The organism is Deltaproteobacteria bacterium, assembly GCA_016208165.1.
Lineage (GTDB): Bacteria > Desulfobacterota > Desulfarculia > JACQYL01 > JACQYL01 > JACQYL01.
Map to the genome: position 1 here is coordinate 17,897 of JACQYL010000133.1, position 16,125 is coordinate 34,021.

The 16,125-nt window shown below is 54.8% G+C and carries 18 protein-coding genes; 3 read left to right on the top strand and 15 right to left on the bottom strand.

What is annotated here, in order from left to right; genetic code table 11:
• Positions 1–90: 90 nt before the first annotated feature.
• The 3 genes from HY788_23410 to HY788_23420 all read left to right on the top strand — a co-directional run bounded on the left by HY788_23410 (position 91) and on the right by HY788_23420 (position 3,231).
• On the top strand, positions 91–1,206 hold the full coding sequence (locus HY788_23410; protein ID MBI4777091.1) for a DHH family phosphoesterase: 1,116 nt from the start codon (positions 91–93) through the stop codon (positions 1,204–1,206).
• A gap of 103 nt (positions 1,207–1,309) precedes the next feature.
• On the top strand, positions 1,310–2,689 hold the full coding sequence (locus tag HY788_23415; GenBank protein MBI4777092.1) for an RtcB family protein: 1,380 nt from the start codon (positions 1,310–1,312) through the stop codon (positions 2,687–2,689).
• A 5-nt stretch (positions 2,690–2,694) separates the two neighbouring features.
• Complete coding sequence (locus HY788_23420; GenBank protein ID MBI4777093.1) at positions 2,695–3,231, top strand: NUDIX hydrolase; 537 nt, start codon at positions 2,695–2,697, stop codon at positions 3,229–3,231.
• A 9-nt stretch (positions 3,232–3,240) separates the two neighbouring features.
• Here HY788_23420 and HY788_23425 read toward each other — a convergent pair whose 3' ends face one another.
• The 15 genes from HY788_23425 to rnpA form a co-directional block, all read right to left on the bottom strand.
• On the bottom strand, positions 3,241–3,987 hold the full coding sequence (locus HY788_23425; GenBank protein ID MBI4777094.1) for a TVP38/TMEM64 family protein: 747 nt from the start codon (positions 3,985–3,987) through the stop codon (positions 3,241–3,243).
• A 26-nt stretch (positions 3,988–4,013) separates the two neighbouring features.
• Positions 4,014–4,451: an FMN-binding protein gene (locus HY788_23430; GenBank protein ID MBI4777095.1), complete on the bottom strand. Its 438-nt coding sequence runs from the start codon at positions 4,449–4,451 to the stop codon at positions 4,014–4,016.
• An 11-nt stretch (positions 4,452–4,462) separates the two neighbouring features.
• Positions 4,463–4,633, bottom strand: a complete 171-nt coding sequence (locus tag HY788_23435; GenBank protein MBI4777096.1) for a hypothetical protein — start codon at positions 4,631–4,633, stop codon at positions 4,463–4,465.
• Between the two features lie 53 nt (positions 4,634–4,686).
• Positions 4,687–5,709: a Holliday junction branch migration DNA helicase RuvB gene (ruvB, locus tag HY788_23440; protein ID MBI4777097.1), complete on the bottom strand. Its 1,023-nt coding sequence runs from the start codon at positions 5,707–5,709 to the stop codon at positions 4,687–4,689.
• A 5-nt stretch (positions 5,710–5,714) separates the two neighbouring features.
• A complete protein-coding gene (gene ruvA / locus HY788_23445; protein ID MBI4777098.1) occupies positions 5,715–6,377 on the bottom strand; it encodes a Holliday junction branch migration protein RuvA in 663 nt (220 codons plus the stop codon).
• A complete protein-coding gene (ruvC, locus tag HY788_23450) occupies positions 6,317–6,820 on the bottom strand; it encodes a crossover junction endodeoxyribonuclease RuvC (GenBank protein ID MBI4777099.1) in 504 nt (167 codons plus the stop codon). The genes ruvA and ruvC overlap by 61 nt, the downstream gene beginning before the upstream one ends.
• Positions 6,821–7,567: a YebC/PmpR family DNA-binding transcriptional regulator gene (locus HY788_23455; GenBank protein MBI4777100.1), complete on the bottom strand. Its 747-nt coding sequence runs from the start codon at positions 7,565–7,567 to the stop codon at positions 6,821–6,823.
• A 15-nt stretch (positions 7,568–7,582) separates the two neighbouring features.
• Positions 7,583–8,170 (bottom strand): RlmE family RNA methyltransferase, encoded by a 588-nt coding sequence (locus HY788_23460; GenBank protein ID MBI4777101.1) that lies wholly within the window; start codon positions 8,168–8,170, stop codon positions 7,583–7,585.
• Between the two features lie 102 nt (positions 8,171–8,272).
• Positions 8,273–9,631, bottom strand: coding sequence for a sigma-54-dependent Fis family transcriptional regulator (locus HY788_23465; protein MBI4777102.1), 1,359 nt, complete (start codon positions 9,629–9,631; stop codon positions 8,273–8,275).
• A gap of 4 nt (positions 9,632–9,635) precedes the next feature.
• Positions 9,636–11,336: a PAS domain S-box protein gene (locus HY788_23470; GenBank protein MBI4777103.1), complete on the bottom strand. Its 1,701-nt coding sequence runs from the start codon at positions 11,334–11,336 to the stop codon at positions 9,636–9,638.
• 85 nt (positions 11,337–11,421) lie between these two features.
• Positions 11,422–12,804 (bottom strand): tRNA uridine-5-carboxymethylaminomethyl(34) synthesis GTPase MnmE, encoded by a 1,383-nt coding sequence (gene mnmE / locus HY788_23475; protein ID MBI4777104.1) that lies wholly within the window; start codon positions 12,802–12,804, stop codon positions 11,422–11,424.
• A 26-nt stretch (positions 12,805–12,830) separates the two neighbouring features.
• Complete coding sequence (locus HY788_23480; GenBank protein ID MBI4777105.1) at positions 12,831–13,790, bottom strand: Jag N-terminal domain-containing protein; 960 nt, start codon at positions 13,788–13,790, stop codon at positions 12,831–12,833.
• A gap of 18 nt (positions 13,791–13,808) precedes the next feature.
• A complete protein-coding gene (yidC, locus tag HY788_23485; GenBank protein ID MBI4777106.1) occupies positions 13,809–15,446 on the bottom strand; it encodes a membrane protein insertase YidC in 1,638 nt (545 codons plus the stop codon).
• Positions 15,447–15,469: 23 nt separating this feature from the next.
• Complete coding sequence (gene yidD / locus HY788_23490; GenBank protein MBI4777107.1) at positions 15,470–15,688, bottom strand: membrane protein insertion efficiency factor YidD; 219 nt, start codon at positions 15,686–15,688, stop codon at positions 15,470–15,472.
• 16 nt (positions 15,689–15,704) lie between these two features.
• Positions 15,705–16,037 carry a ribonuclease P protein component gene (gene rnpA / locus HY788_23495; protein ID MBI4777108.1) on the bottom strand — a complete coding sequence of 111 codons (333 nt, stop codon included), beginning with the start codon at positions 16,035–16,037 and terminating at the stop codon, positions 15,705–15,707.
• Between the last annotated feature and the right edge of the window lie 88 nt (positions 16,038–16,125).

The window sequence follows — 16,125 nt, forward strand, 5'->3', positions numbered from 1 at the left end:
GACGTGTCTGTCAATGCCTAACCCCCCGTCGCGGCCGATAGCGTTGACGGCACACATTTCTCCCCTTAATATACAAAAAAGGGGTTCGTTATGACAGACGGAAACGCAGCGCAAGTTGTAGAAAACAACATTCCCCGGAATGGTAAATCCGGCGTCGCCTCAAAAAGTGGGAAAACCGCGGCTTCAGCGAACGATGCCCCCTGTTCGATGATGGAACAAGGGTTCGCCCGTTCGGTGTCCATGAAAGATCGCCTGAAACGCCTGCGGGCCCTCCTGAATCATGAGGACCGAGTGGCCATACTGATCACCGCCGACCCGGACGCTATCGCCAGCGCCATGGCGCTGAAGAGGCTACTTTGGAGAAAAGTGAAAGGCGCCGCCATTTACAACTCCCATCCGGTGAAAAGAGGGGACAATTTGGCCATGATCCGCCTGCTGGGTGTTACGCTGAACCCCATCAAAGAACTCGAAGCCGCCGCATTCACCAAGTTCGCCTTAGTGGATTCCCAGCCGTCTCACAATCCGGACTTTGGGAAGATGAATTTTGACATCGTTATTGATCATCACCCCCTCACGAGCGGGCTGAAAGGGGCCTTTCTGGATATACGGCCCGAGTACGGAGCAACCTCCACGATTCTGACGGAATACCTCAAGGCCGCCCGAATCCGGCCTTCTGCCCAACTGGCCACCGCCCTTTTTTACGGAATTAAAACCGACACGCTGAACTTTGTTCGTGGGGGCATGCAAGGCGATATGCTCGCTTTCCGCTACCTCTTTCCCCTGGCAAACAAGAGTATTATCCAGAAGATCGAACACTCTGAAATCACCAAGAAATCCCTGACGTATTATCGAAAGGCCATGCAGAACCTAAGGCTGTGGAAACATACGGCGTACGCGCATTTGGGAAGAATCTCGAACTCGGATATCTGCGTGCAGCTGGCGGATTTCTTCCTGAAACTCGGGGAAAGTTCCTGGAGCATCGTCAGCGCCGTTGAGGGACAGAAGCTCATCGTCATATTCCGAAGCATCGGATATCGTCGTAATGCCGGCAAGTTGGCCGAGAAACTGCTAGGCAAATACGGGTCCGCCGGCGGCCACAAAACCATGGCCCGGGCGGAAGTCCCCTTGACAGCGCTCAAGCCTCTTATCAAAGACGAAAATGAAATTGGGAAATTCGTCTACAAGTTAATTCGAAAGCACTCCTGAACTCACAGGTCGTCTGTTTACATAAGGAACGGATTTGGCAACGCACCATATCCATTTACGCAAACTGGATGAATGGCGATGGGAAATACCCAAAAGCGGCCCCATGCGAGTTCCGGGTATCATCTATGCATCCGAAGAAATCCTCCCCGCCATTCGATCGGACGAAAGCCTGCAGCAGGTGGCCAATGTGGCTCAACTGCCGGGTATTGTGAAGAACTCTCTGGCCATGCCGGACATCCATTCGGGATACGGTTTCCCCATCGGGGGAGTAGCGGCGTTCGACCTTGAGGGAGGAGTAATTTCGCCCGGCGGCGTGGGATACGACATCAATTGCGGATGCCGTCTCTTGGCCACGGACCTCAAACGCGGGGACCTGAAAGATCGAATAGAGGAATTGGTGCTGGCCTTATATCAACACGTACCCACCGGAGTCGGCAGCAAAGGTCCTCTCAAACTCAGTGCATCGGACGAGAAGAAACTGCTGGCCGAGGGAGCCCAGTGGGCTGTAAACAAAGGGTTCGGGATTTCCGATCACTTGATACACACCGAAAGCCATGGCCGCATCGAGGATGCGGATCCCGACGTGATCAGCGATCGGGCACTCAAACGGGGACAGCAACAATTAGGCACACTGGGATCGGGCAACCATTTCCTCGAGGTAGGCTTGGTGGAAGAAGTGTACGACGAAGAAACGGCCCGGATGCTGGGGTTGGAACGGGATCAGGTGACCGTTCTGATCCATTCCGGATCCAGAGGGCTGGGGCATCAGGTATGCAGTGATTTCCTCGTTCGCTTGCAGGAAGAAGCCCAGAAAAAAAAGATCGCGCTTCCGGATCGCCAACTTGTCTACGCGGAGTTGGGAACCGCCACGGCTCGGGATTACCAGGCGGCCATGGCATGCGCGGCCAACTATGCCTGGGCTAACCGGCAGTTACTCATGTACTGGACGATCGAGGTATTCGAGCAGGCATTGGGGCTGTCCCCTCGAGAACACGGCATGCGGCTGGTCTACGATGTGTGTCACAACATCGCCAAGATCGAAGAACACGCTATCGACGGAAAAAAAAGAAAGGTTTGCGTGCATCGGAAAGGCGCCACACGCGCTTTACCGCCGGGGCATCCCGATCTGCCGCCGGTCTTCAAAAAGACGGGGCAACCCGTGCTCATACCGGGTGATATGGGCACGGCTTCCTATGTCCTGGTGGGGGCGCCGGGGGCCATGGAGCACACCTTCGGCTCGACATGTCATGGAGCCGGGAGACTCCTTTCCAGGGCCGCCGCCAAGAAAACCGCCAAAGGCAGAGCCATCGTACGGGAATTGGAAGACCGGGGCATTTTTGTCCGCTCCGCGGGCCGCGCCACCCTGCTCGAAGAAATACCCGAAGCGTACAAAGACGTCGACCAGGTGGTGGATGTGGTCCACAATGCGGGGATATCAAGAAAAGTTGCGCGATTGCGACCTTGGGGAGTCATCAAAGGATAATAGGTATGGAAAAACGACTGCGAACGTTGGCCACGATTTCTACCAGACATTTCTCCGCTCATCTGGACCAGGTGCTCTTGCGGAACGGTAAGCTCACGGAACGAATGAGGATCCAACATCCCCTCGCCGCCGCTGTGGTGCCGTTTGTGGACGAGAACCACATCGTGATGGTAAAACAATACAGGTATGCCATCGGGCAGGAAACCCTCGAGATTCCCGCGGGCAAACTGGATCCGGGCGAAACGGCCGAAAACTGCGCCCGGAGAGAACTCCTGGAAGAAACCGGCTACAAGGCGACCGATATTAGGCGCATTTTCGAATACTATCCGGCCATCGGATACTCGGATGAAGCCATCGAGATTTACGAAGCGCATCATTTGACCAAGATGACAAACGTCGTGGACGAGAATGAGATATCGAGGGTGGAAATACTTTCCATGGATGAGGTCCGGGAGCAGATAGCCAAGGAGAACATCCGGGACGGCAAGACCATTCTCGCCCTGTGCATCCTGTCCGGTTATTTTAACGGAAAGCCCAAGTAGGAGGAGAATCTACTTGGAAGAATGAGATTTCTCCCAACGCTCCGACCACTGGTAGATTCGATCTCTGAGGAGGTAGGCCGGACCCAGGAAAGCCAGGGCCAGTGCGCTTACAATGATAATCTGCAGATAGCGCCCGGCCTCCAGGCTCGCGCCCTGAAGTGAAAGGATCAACGTGCCCGGAATACGCCCCACGGCCGCCACGATCAGAAGCAGGCGGAGCGGCAATCGACTCATTCCGAGAACCAGACAAAGGTAATCCTTTGGAAAACCGGGAATTAGGAAAAGAATAAAAATAACAAAAACCGCTTTGGCCCGCAGTAGATGGTCAAAACGCGCCAGAACGGAAGCAGGTAGAACTCGCTCCACCAGCCCCCGGCCGACATACCGTCCAATGCCGAGATTGATCAACGATCCCACCGTCAAGCCGACAGAAGAGTACAGAAAACCCGGAAGAAAGCCGAAAATGAATCCGCCGAGGAAGCCCGTGGCTTCTCCGGGAACGGGAGCGAAAACCACTTGGAGAGCCTGAAGAGAAGTAAATACGAACGGCGCCCAGGGGCCCCAGGAAAGCACGTACTCCTTGACGTCCTTGGGTTTCTTCAGCACCAGGTCCATGTAGGCTTGAACTTGAGGCCTGTACAGGTAAACCAGCCAGCCCAGGAGGCCCAACAGCAATACGAGCAGTCCCCAAAAGAGCCACACTTTCCAGGAGATTACTTTCCGATCGTCTGACGCAACGCTGTTCGTCTGAGCCATGGGAAACCGGTTCTGCGCCGGTCGTGTTATTCCGGCGCTTCTTTGCCGCCGGCCAGAGACGCATCCAGCGCGTCCTGTACGGCCTGCATGATTGCTATAGAACTGCCGGTGGCTCCGCTCACAACGTCGACTTCGGTGGACTGGGCTGAAACGATTCGATGAGGGATGGTAGGATTGGCAGCGCCTCCCAGCATGTTCACGTGACGAATGACGTCAATGCGGATGACGGCTCCGTTCAGGACGGTAACGTCCACCTCGGCGATCACAGGGCCCACGCGCGATGCGCCGCGAAAAACCCCGTCACTGAGCGAATTCGGATCCACGGGACCCAGCCTGATGGTCTTTTGAGCTCCCGCACAAGCCGACAGTATGAAACAGAAAAGGGATAAGCAAAGCCCAAGTCGCCGAAGCGCACGCTTGTGGCCCTCGACCGTTTCTTCGAACCCTGATGAAACGGTGTACAATCGATCCGTTCCTAATCCTTGCGTTTACGCACCGCCTCCATGGTGTACGCCATAATCAGCAGCAAACAGGCCAGTCCGATCCTCGCGTACCACGAGTCGCTCTTGAGGAACACGTGCGTCAGAAACAGGGAGGCCGCCAATGCCAGCACCACTCGCAGTAACAGTTTCACACCGGGATGCATTATCGTGATTCCTGAAGTCCTTCCGCCGAGAACGGAGTTCCGGCTAATGTGTCCTAATACAGGGCCTTTTGCCCGGAGTGCGGATACGGGCATTTCAAATGTTCGTAAGCCAACCGGGTAGCCACCCTTCCTCTGGGAGTGCGTTTCAGAAATCCCATCTGGATCAAAAAGGGTTCGTAGACATCCTCGATGGTATCTTTTTCTTCGCCGATGGCCGCCGCCAGGGTGTCCAGTCCGAGCGGACCGCCCTCGTACTTTTCGATGATCGTCAAAAGGATGCGGCGATCCATTTTGTCGAACCCGCGATCATCCACCTCGAGCATGACCAACGCCTCGTCGGCCACCTTTCTGGTGATCACTCCGTTCGCCCGAACCTGGGCATAATCGCGGACCCTGCGTAATAGCCGGTTGGCCACTCTGGGCGTTCCCCGGCTGCGACGAGCGATCTCGACCGCTCCTTCGGGATCGATGGGCACTTCGAGTATGCGCGCCGCCCTCGTCACGATGGTGGTCAGATCCTCGGTCCGGTAAAAATCCACTCGCAGTACAACGCCAAATCGATCCCGTAGCGGAGGGGTCAGCAGGCCGGCTCTGGTGGTTGCACCCACCAAAGTAAAAGGCGGCAAATCGATTTTGATGGAGCGGGCCCCCGGCCCCTGGCCGATGATAATATCCAGCTGAAAATCCTCCATGGCCGGATACAGAATCTCTTCCACTACATGACTCAGCCGGTGAATCTCATCTATGAACAGAACATCGTTGGACTCCAGATTGGTCAGAAGCGCGGCCAAGTCACCCGCCCGCTCGAGCACGGGTCCGCTGGTGGTTTTCAAATTCACGCCCAGTTCCCGGGAAATAATGTAGGCCAGAGTGGTCTTTCCCAACCCCGGATGACCGTGGAACAAGACATGATCGAGAGCGTCGCCCCGCCTCATTGCCGCGTCGATGGCCACCTCGAGATTCTCTTTGAGGGCGTCCTGTCCCACATACTCCGCCAGGCTTGCCGGGCGCAAACCACTCTCGATCCGGTCTTCACCGGGTTCGGCCAATGGATTTAACACTCGGCTCTCATCCACAGGAATCAACCTGATCGATCAATGGATTGAAGGACTTGTCGGATAGCCTCCTCCACACCGGGGCGGTCGCCCAACGCATGAACGACCTCACGGACGCGCTTTTCCACACTGCCCCGCTTATATCCCAGGTTCGTCAGAGCGGAAATGACGTCTTCCGCGATCCGGTCCGCGGAAATCGCTCGCGGGGGTTCCAAGGGTATGGATATGCACTTTCCAATTCTTTCGGCAAGCTCGACGACGATCCTCTCCGCAGTCTTCTTTCCAACGCCTGGAATGGCTCTAAGCCGGGTTACATCACGGCTGTGAATGGCGGATCGAAGCTCATCCTGGGGAATTCTGGAAAGGATGTTCAACGCGATCTTGGGTCCTATGCCGCTGACCGCAATGAGATGCAGAAACAACTCCTTTTCGAGCAGCGAATGGAATCCGAACAGATGGATGGCGTCGTTGCGAACTTGAGTGACCACGTTCAGAAACACTCGGGATTCCTGTTCGGGAAGTTTGCACAGCGTTTCGAGAGAAACCCAAACCCGGTATCCCACACCTTGCACGTTCACAACGATGTGATCGGTAAACTTGGCCGCCAGTACGCCTTCCAGGGAAGCGATCATACTCTTGCGTTCGTCCGATAGCCGGACAGGGGTGATCCCGACGAGAGTAAGTGACATATGGCTATCGCAAGGGCGTCGGCCGCGTCCCGGGATCGTCTTGTCCGGCTGTTTAGAAGGGTTCCGACCATCAACTGGACCTGGTCTTTGCCGGCCCGCCCATATCCCACAACAGCCTTCTTGACCTCCAGAGCACTGTACTCGAACACCGGAAGCCCTGCGTTTACCGCCGCCAGCAAGGCCACCCCGCGGGCCTGTCCGAGTTTCAGGGCGCTCTGGGGATTCCGGGCGAAAAAGAGGGATTCGACGGCCACTTCTTCGGGCCTTGTTGCTTCGATGGCGCGCGCCAACTCGTCGTAAATTCTCTTAAGGCGCACACTCAGGGATTGGCCTCGGCTTTGACGAATCACGCCATCCGCCATCAGGGCCATTCTGTTTCCGACCTTTTCAACCACCCCAAACCCGGTGGCGTTCGAACCTGGATCCACTCCCAGAACCCGCATTCACTCAATCGACTCCATGATTTCGTCCGAAATATCAAAGTTGGCATAGACGTTCTGTACATCGTCGTTGTCTTCGAGCACGTCCATCAACTTTAACATTTTCACCGCATGGTCCCGGTCCAGCGAAATCGTGGTCTGCGGCAACATGGTGATTTCCGCCGTCTCGACGGGAATGCCCGCTTTTTCAATAGATTCTTTCACGGTTTCAAGTTCTTCCGGCGCGGTGACCACTTCGAACTGTTGATCTTCCCGGCGCACGTCTTCCGCCCCGGCCTCGAGAGCCACCTCCATCAGTTTGTCTTCGTCCGCAGCGTCCTGATTGACGGCGATGAGCCCTTTCTGATGGAAAATCCACGCCACGGAACCGGCTTCCCCCAGACTCCGGCCGTACTTCGCGAATGTGTGGCGAACTTCGGCAACGGTCCGATTCCGGTTGTCCGTCAGGCTTTCCACCAGTACCGCTACTCCGCTGGGCCCATACCCCTCGAGTGTTACTTCTTCGTAATTGACTCCTTCCAGCTCACCCGTTCCCTTTTTGATAGCCCGTTCGATGTTGTCTTTGGGCATGTTTTGCCCTTTGGCTCCGGCAATGGCCGCTCGCAATCGAGGGTTCCCATCGGGGTCTCCTCCCCCTACTCGAGCAGCGACCGTAAGCTCCTTGATTAATTTGGTAAAGATTTTGCCTCGCTTGGCGTCGGCGGCGCCTTTTTTGTGCTTTATCGTGCTCCATTTTGAATGACCGGACATTGTAACATCCTCCTCCTAAATCCGTTTGTTGATTCCCACCACAAAGGTCTCCCTGCTCGCCTTCCTGGAAGAAGGAGGTTTAAATACACGGGTCGTTTCATACGCCCTACGGACATCCGTCAAAAACACGTCGAATTCTCCGCTCTGAAAAATCTTGCAAAAAAACCGTCCACCCGGTTTCAGCAAGGCATCCGCTATGTCCAACGCCCTATTGGCCAGTTCATACGACCGCACACCGTCCACAAACCGGTCACCCGTGGTGTCCGGCGCCAAATCGCTCAATACCAAGTCAAACTCAGGGAACGCTTGCCGGATGGTTTCCAGATCCATCACATGCACGTCCCCTTGAATAAACGTCACTTCGCCGGGAAGGGATTCCGGTTCTTTCCGGTCCACTCCCACCAGAACGCCTTTCTTGCCGACCCGTTCCGCACAGTATTGGAGCCAGGATCCGGGATAGCATCCGAGATCAAGGACAGCGTCGCCCTTGCGGATCAGGTTGTATTTGAGGTCAGCGGTCTTCAGTTTGTAGGCGGATCTGGCTAAGTAACCTTCTTTCTTGGCTAAATTAAAATAGTAGTCGTTTCTGTTCTTTCTTATCATACTCTGTCGACCCGTTCAAATAAATCCAAGGACCCACCCGGTCTATTTGTGCTCTTACATGATGCGTCGCAGAACCTTACATGCCGGCTTTTCCGCCTGCTTCTAGGTTATGTCGTATTCCTTGATCTTATTCTGAAGCGTTTTGCGGGTAATCCCCAGGATTTCGGCGGATCGCGTCCGGTTTTCTCCCGTGAATCTCAGCGTCTTCTCGATGAGTTCTTTTTCGGCTTCTTTCAGGCTCACCCCGACCCGACGGATAATGCCGTCCTCGTCCGTCTTTCGAGAAATGCTTCGAGGAAGGCACTCTTTTGTAATCCAATCCGAACGGCACATGATTACCGACCGCTCGATGGTATTCTCGAGTTCCCGGATGTTTCCCGGCCAGCCGTAGCGCTGAAGCATCTCGGCGGCTTCCGCTTCTATGCCCTTGATCGTTCTGTTGTTCTTTCGAGTGTACACTCCCAGGAAGAAGTCGACCAAAAGCTGAATGTCCTCCGGCCGAGCACGAAGCGGAGGAAGATGGATCGGGACCACGTTGAGCCGGTAGTACAGATCGTTTCTGAAACCGCCCTCCTGAACTTCCTTTTCCAGATCCTTGTTGGTGGCGGCCATGATCCTGACGTCCACCGAGATTTTGCGCGCACTTCCCAAAGGCTCGAATTCCCTCTCCTGCAAAACCCTGAGCAGCTTCACCTGAGTTGTAGGCGTCATCTCTCCGATTTCATCCAGAAACATGGATCCGCCGTCGGCCAGCTCGAATCGCCCCTTCTTTCGTGATACCGCCCCGGTAAAAGCGCCCTTTTCGTGACCGAACAATTCGCTCTCGAGCAGCGTCTCGGGCAATGCCGCGCAGTTGACCTTGATGAAGGGACGACTGTTCCGGGGGCTGTTTTGATGTATGGCATTGGCAACCAATTCCTTGCCGGTTCCGCTTTCGCCGAGAATGAGGACAGTGGCGTCGGAAGGCGCCACCAGGGCCATGGTCTCGAAAACCTCCCTCATGGCCATGCTCTCGCCGATGATGTTAGAGAAATCGAAACGTTGGTTCAGCCGCTCCTTCTGCTGGGCGTTTTCAATCTCGAGATTTCGAAAAAACAGCGCCCGGTCCACTTTGATGAGCAGCTCTTCCATGTCCAGAGGCTTTTGCAGATAGTCCAGTGCTCCCGCCTTCAAAGCGTCCACCGCGGATTCGATGGTCCCGAAGGCCGTCATCATGATCACCGGTAACACATGGTGCTGTTTCCTTATCTCTCTTAACACATCGATCCCCGATATGCCGGGCATGCGTATATCGAGCACCATCAGATCCGGCGACGCCTCGGCCACGGCCGCCAGTGCGGCACTGCCGTTCTCGGCCTCGATCACTTCATACCCCTCGTCCTCGAGGTGAGCGCGGATCATAACCCGGTGTGAGGGTTCATCATCCACCACCAGAACGGTCTTATCTTTCGGTTCGGCCATGGTGTTACTCCCGCGACACAGGCAACCGTATGAAAAAGGTGGAGCCCCTACCCGGACTGCTCCAGGCCGAAAGAGAACCTCCGTGATCTTCCATGATGCGATGGGCCACTGCCAGCCCCAGACCCATACCCCGGTCCTTGGTGGTGAAGAACGGATTGAAGATCTGTTTCAGGGTTTCCGGATCCATGCCTTGTCCATTGTCCGCGATCCGGATCTCTACCGTATCGTCGTTCGCCTCAGCTTCCACACGCAGAAGACCGCCGGTATCCATGGCGTCCACCGCGTTGAGGTACAGGTTCAACAGCACCTGGATCAGTTGGTCCGGGTCCGCGCGAACGATCGTTCCGTTCTCACATCGGTTCTCGACCTTGATCTGCTTTCGTCCCAAATCATCGCGCACCACCTGCAGCGCATGATCGAGCAGTTCTTTGACATCCACGGACCGGATAACGGGCTTTTTTGGGCGCGCAAAGTCCAACAGCGCGGAAATGACCCTATTGAGGCGTTCCACTTCAGTCACCATGACACGAGCATACTCGTATTCGCGGGCTTCCGGAGAAAACTTCTTCATGAAGAGCTGCGCGAAACCACGTATGGAGCTTAACGGATTTCGTATTTCGTGCGCCACGCCGGCCGCAAGGCTGCCAACAGCGGCCAGCCGCTCGCTTCGAGCGGTCCTTTCCCTCAGCTCTTTAATCTCTCTCAGATCTTGAATCAGCAGCACGGTCCCCATAGGTGAGTCGTCGGGACCGGTAACGAGGGATCCGAAGACCGAAACCGGCACCATCCCTCCATCGCGGTTTGCAGCCGATTCCTCATCCCCCAGGATCCGACCCTTTTCTTTCAACTCCTCAAGGAGATGTTCGGCGCGCTCATGAAAGATCAACTCGAGTCCGGAGTTATGAAACGCCCGAAGATCGTACCCGAACAGTGTTTCGGTCGAGGGATTGATCGTGACCACCCGATCCGCTCCATCGAGAGCGATCAGACTGTTCGGCATGGATCGTAGTATCAGGGCGTGAAAGGCCTGCACCTGCTCGAAGGCGCGGTGAATGAGATACGTGTTCTGAATGAAGAAGATCACCAGAAACGCCCCGCAACCTACCAGGAAGAGCACAACCCCCATGAAGAGCGCATGCCAAATGTCCTCTCGGCGCGCCTGGTTGTAAGAAGTAAGGTCCAGGCCTACCAGGATCATCATGGGCGGCGACTCCGCCTGGAACCCCATCATGCCCATGCCCCGGCCGGAACCCGGGAAGCCGGACTTCAAAGGGGAGAACCGTTTATAGACCGCCAGGGTGTTCTCATCCGGATAATACGCGGTCGCGTTCTGAGCCTCGAATTGGGATGCAACCCGATCCCAGTGGGGAAATGGCTTCCCTACAAGTTTCTCATCGCTGTGAAAGCGGATGACGCCCTCTCGGTCCACCAGGGCTATGAATGTCAAATGGGACTCTTTCGCCACCTCTTCTATAAGGCTCTGAGTCCGGATCCCACTCCACCCCATCCCCATCATATGAGCGCGTGTTCCGGCCTGAAGTCCCTCTATGACCACTTTTCCCTGGGTCTGGAGGAGCTGTTCGACCAGGTCTCGTTCCCTATTGAGGTTTCGAATGGTGGAAATGGACAGGATGGCCAGTAACAGGAAAGTGGCTGTAGCTATGGACAGGGCGGATACAAAGAACCGCTGTTTTGGAAACTTCATGGGGCCGGGGTTGCCTCCCGATCGGCGCCGGGAGCCGCTCCCCGGAGTATCCGGATGCCTCGCCTTTACCATGGGGCGACCGATCCTATTTTCCGATGCAGAACTGGCTGAAAATCCGATCTAACACCTCTTCGGGGGTGGTCTCTCCTGTGAGCACATCGAGTGCTTTCAGCGCCCATCCGATATCGGCGGCCAGCATATCCAGACCTCCGCCCTGCTTAAGATTGGCAACCGCCTCAGCCACGTGTTCCGAGCATCGTTCAAGGGCCTCCTTGTGCCGGAATCGCGTCAACATGATTTGTGATCCGGGCTCGAGTCCGGGACGGACGAACTCCTCCACCATACTCTTCTTGAGTTCGTCCAGGCCCGTACTTTCCAACGCTGAAACCGGCACAATCCGATGATCCTCAAACACGCGCTTCAAGGGATCCAGAGATGCACCGTTCCATAAATCCTGCTTGTTGGCTACTACAATTAGAGGCTTCGCTTGGATCTGCCGAAATACGGATTGATCTTCGGGCGTCAGGTTCTCTGAATAGTCCACAACGAAAAGCGCCAAATCCGCCCGTTGAATGCGATCCTTCGTGGTTTCGAGACTCATTCGCTCGATTTCATCATCCGTATCTCTTAGCCCAGCCGTATCGATGATACGCATTGGAACGCCGCTCAGGTTGATCACTTCCTCGACGGAATCACGGGTGGTGCCCGGATAGGGTGTAACGATGGCCCGGTTCTGCTGGAGCAGAGCGTTCAGGAGGCTGGACTTGCCCACATTGGGACGCCCCACAATAACAACCTTGATTCCGTCCCTGAGCAGGCGTCCGGATTCAAAAGATTCCATCAACCGGACCAGTTCCGGGAGCACCGTTTCCTCGAGAATGGGAATCGCCTCTTCCGGAGCCAGGATTTCCACATCGTCTTCCGGAAAATCGATGGCCACTTCCACTCGAGCTTTCAAGTGGGCCAGATGAGTACGAAGAATCTCGAGTTTCTCGGAAAGCGCTCCCTGCAACTGGCTCGAGGACACGGCCAGCGCTTCCCGTGTCTGGGCTTTCACAACGTCTATAACGGCCTCGGCGCGAGCCAAGTCCAATCGACCGTTCAGAAAAGCCCGTTTTGTGAATTCTCCAGGTTCGGCGGGACGCACTCCGTTGTCGAGCACCAACCCGAGAATGCGCTCCAAAACAGCTCTTCCGCTGTGGCACTGGATTTCCAGGACATCTTCACGAGTGTACGTTCTAGGCGCACGCATCAACGCCAACAGCACCTCGTCGATCCGCTCGCCCGTGTCGGGGTCCACAATGTAGCCGTAGTGCAGGCGATGAGATTCAATGGTCTGATCCCGGCCCGATCTTCGAAACAACCGCGCCGTCAAATATCCACAGCGGTCCCCGCTCACCCGAACAATGCCGATCGCGCCCTCTCCCGGAGGAGTGGCCACAGCGGCAATGCTATCGCTGTCCGACATGCCCTTTTACGTCAGCCGCGATTTGATCACGACCGCTTCTGACCTCTCCCTCTGGAGATACGCTGCGGTAGTATGACGATGCGCTTGAGCAGTCCCTCGCCTTTACTCCTGGTTTTCAGCTGCTTGTCACTCTGGAGGGCGAGATGAACGACTCTGCGATCGTGCGCATTCATCGGGCTTATGGTGATGGGTTTCCCCACTTTCTTCGCTTTTTCTCCTAAACGGATGGCCATCTCGGCGAGAGACTTCTTCCTCCGTCCCCTATAGTCCTCTGAATCCACTACGACATAGGCTCTTTTGCCCAACTTCTTGCTGACCATTTTGCTCAAAATGTACTGTATGGCGTCGAGGGTCTTGCCTTTCTTGCCGATCAGCAGTCCGGACGATTCTCCTACCACATTGATGACAACACGGTTTTCCGATACTTCACCTTCGACCTTGGCGTTCATACCCGACAGCTCGATCATCTTGGCAAGGTGTTCTTTGGCGATTTCCAGCGCCTGCTGAACATCCTCCAGGGAAGCGGCAGGTCGAGGCTCTTCTTCGAGTTCGTCTTCGGTCTCCAGATCCAACTCTTCTTCCTCGGCCGCTTTCTCTTCCCGAGGCTCCTCGGTGGCTTCGACTTCAGCCGTTACCAACGGTTCGACGGCAGGGGGAGCCTCCCTCCTAACCTCCTGCTTAACCTCCTCCTTAACCTCCTCGGGCGCGGCCGCTTCAGCCACTTCAGGCTCCGGAAGCTCGGTCAACTGTTCCCCTCGAATCTCCTGTTCGAGGTCAGTAAGGTCAACGAGGGGTTCCTCCGGAGGCTGCTCCTTAAAGAAGGCTCTGATCTTGGCCTTCCTGCCTCCTACAAGGCCGAAAATGCCAGTAGACCCGGTCGAGAGAATCTGGATGTCCAGTTTTTCGGGTGTCGTATCAAAATGTTTGCATGCTTTGTAAATGGCCTCCTCTGTGTTCTTTCCCTCGAATTCTAATGCTTCCACCATACTTTCCTCCGCATGAGGTTAGGCCTTCCTATTGACGTAATATTGTTGGCCTATGGATAAGATGTTGTTGACCAACCAGTAGAGGACCAGGCCGGATGGGAAATTGATGAACAGAAATGTAAAAAAGACCGGAAGCAGCATCATCATCTTGGCCTGTGTCGGATCGCCTGGCGTTGGCGTCATTTTTTGCTGGATAAACATGGACAGCCCCATGAGAAGCGTTAGTATCGGAAGCCCTCCGGTGTAAGGAATATGGAATCCTACGGGCAACCGATCCGGTGCGGAGAGATCGTTGATCCAGAGCATAAACGGTGCGTGTCTCATTTCAATAGATTGGCCTAGTATCCGGTATAGAGCAAAGAACACCGGGATCTGAATCAGCATAGGAAGACATCCCCCCATGGGATTTACCTTATTTGACTTGTATAAAGCCATCATCTCGCTATTCAGCCGTTGTTTATCGTCCTTGTACTCCTCCCGCAATTTGTTGATGTGGGGCTGAAGCGCCTTCATACCTTTCATCGAATTGTAACTCTTCTGAGTCAATGGCCAGAATAGAATCTTAATGAAAATGGTGACAATGATAATGGCCAGTCCATAATTCTTGAGACCCTTGTGGAGCCACTTAAGTAAAAACAGGATCGGTTTCGCGATGATGTCAAAAAAACCGTAATCGACGGCCCGCTCCAAACCAAGATTCAGGGCTTTGAGTGTTTCCAGTTGACGAGGGCCGAAATACAGATGGTAACCATATAGGGTCTCCATGTTGTTGGGTAATTTGACGGGAGGGGTGACCAGATCCACGCGGATCTGGTTCCCTTCGGCAGGATTCATACGAACGCTACCCCGCACGGCGCCATCAGGGACCACAGCCATCATGAAATAATTATCGTGATAGGAGACCCAATGAATCTCGCCGGAAAGAATTTCCTGCTTCTCTATGGAACTAACCTCTTCGGCATCGACCTCGTTATTGATCAACGTGAGAATCCCCGGATTGTTGTAATAACCGGGGACCGCCTCAAAAGGCGCACCATTGAGCTGGACCTCCATATTCTCGTCCAACAGCCCCCCGGAAAGATTTCGAAGCGTCACATCCATGTCGATGAGGTAAGAATCCGGATGAAACGTGTAACGCTTGATAATTTGCACTCCATTGGCTGAGGTCCAGTTAAACGTCAAAGTTTGAGGACCGCCTTTTGATGTAAGGTCCACATTCGATTGGTCCGCCGCAAAGAGAGCAAAAGAGATGTCGGGCACCGTCTTATTAAGAAAACCCAGAGTGATAACCGGGTCTTTCGACTTGCACAGTTCCAGCATTGGAGAATTCGTGTCCACTGTCTCCGTGAACAGCCTGAGCTTGAAGCTCTCAATCGTGGCCCGTTGTTCAGTGAACTTCGCCACGTACAGAGGATGGTCCACCTCGATTATGCGGGGAACACGACCGGACACGGTAGCAGGCGGGGTTACGGATCCGCTTTCCGCAACGGGAGCCTGCGCCTGCGGCGCAGAAGATGGAGGAGGAGTGGCCGATGGCTGTTCCCCCTGTTCGACGACCTGTTTTGGGGTCTCCGCTTTTTCCGGTTCGAAAAGAAACGACCACGCCAAAAGGACCGCCATAGACAACACTATGGCTATTAGAGTATTCTTTTCCATTCAATGAACTCCTGAACGAACGCTTATTTCTCGAGGTCGACGGGATCGTAACCACCGGGATGAAACGGGTGGCACCTGAGCACGCGCCGGACAGCCCGGAATGCCCCTCGCACGGCGCCATACTTCCGCACTGCTTCCAATGCATACTCGGAGCACGTAGGAGTGAACCGGCAAGATGGAGGGAAAATAGGGGAAATAACCCAGCGATAAAGCTGGATCAGAACAATCAACGTATACTTAATCATCAACAGTCGACATTCAAACCAAATGCCCGGATATGTCCTTCTGCACTCCCCAGAAATCCAGCAAGGAAGCACTAGGCTTGGCGACCAGAATCACGTCAGTGGACTCAGGAAAACTTGATTTATTCAGCCGGAAAAATTCTCTAACCAGTCGTTTGACGCGATTTCGTGTTACTGCGTTGCCGATACGCTTACCGGCAACCAATCCGAGTCGAGTGATGTTCAAGTCGTTTGGGCAAAAAACAATGGTAAAATGCTTTGTCTGGACCCTTCGTCCTTTTTTGAACACCCTGTGATAGTCCGATTGCCGTAACAGCCTCTCCGGCTTGCTGAATCCGTACCTATTCACCTCAGGACGGCCCTCGTGGGCACAACAAAACCGCGCTTTGCAGCACAACACCTACGCCACTTTCGCGCGGTACCTCACGTACCATTTC

Excerpts from the sequence above, each read along its gene's own strand:
- HY788_23420 (MBI4777093.1), top strand. The coding sequence starts at position 2,695 with ATGGAAAAACGACTGCGAACGTTGGCCACGATTTCTACCAGACATTTC.
- HY788_23435 (MBI4777096.1), bottom strand. The coding sequence starts at position 4,633 with ATGCATCCCGGTGTGAAACTGTTACTGCGAGTGGTGCTGGCATTGGCG.
- HY788_23425 (MBI4777094.1), bottom strand. The coding sequence starts at position 3,987 with ATGGCTCAGACGAACAGCGTTGCGTCAGACGATCGGAAAGTAATCTCC.
- yidC (MBI4777106.1), bottom strand. The coding sequence starts at position 15,446 with ATGGAAAAGAATACTCTAATAGCCATAGTGTTGTCTATGGCGGTCCTT.
- HY788_23410 (MBI4777091.1), top strand. The coding sequence starts at position 91 with ATGACAGACGGAAACGCAGCGCAAGTTGTAGAAAACAACATTCCCCGG.
- ruvC (MBI4777099.1), bottom strand. The coding sequence starts at position 6,820 with ATGCGGGTTCTGGGAGTGGATCCAGGTTCGAACGCCACCGGGTTTGGG.
- HY788_23465 (MBI4777102.1), bottom strand. The coding sequence starts at position 9,631 with ATGGCCGAACCGAAAGATAAGACCGTTCTGGTGGTGGATGATGAACCC.
- mnmE (MBI4777104.1), bottom strand. The coding sequence starts at position 12,804 with ATGTCGGACAGCGATAGCATTGCCGCTGTGGCCACTCCTCCGGGAGAG.
- HY788_23480 (MBI4777105.1), bottom strand. The coding sequence starts at position 13,790 with ATGGTGGAAGCATTAGAATTCGAGGGAAAGAACACAGAGGAGGCCATT.
- HY788_23415 (MBI4777092.1), top strand. The coding sequence starts at position 1,310 with ATGCGAGTTCCGGGTATCATCTATGCATCCGAAGAAATCCTCCCCGCC.
- HY788_23470 (MBI4777103.1), bottom strand. The coding sequence starts at position 11,336 with ATGAAGTTTCCAAAACAGCGGTTCTTTGTATCCGCCCTGTCCATAGCT.
- HY788_23455 (MBI4777100.1), bottom strand. The coding sequence starts at position 7,567 with ATGTCCGGTCATTCAAAATGGAGCACGATAAAGCACAAAAAAGGCGCC.
- ruvA (MBI4777098.1), bottom strand. The coding sequence starts at position 6,377 with ATGTCACTTACTCTCGTCGGGATCACCCCTGTCCGGCTATCGGACGAA.
- HY788_23460 (MBI4777101.1), bottom strand. The coding sequence starts at position 8,170 with ATGATAAGAAAGAACAGAAACGACTACTATTTTAATTTAGCCAAGAAA.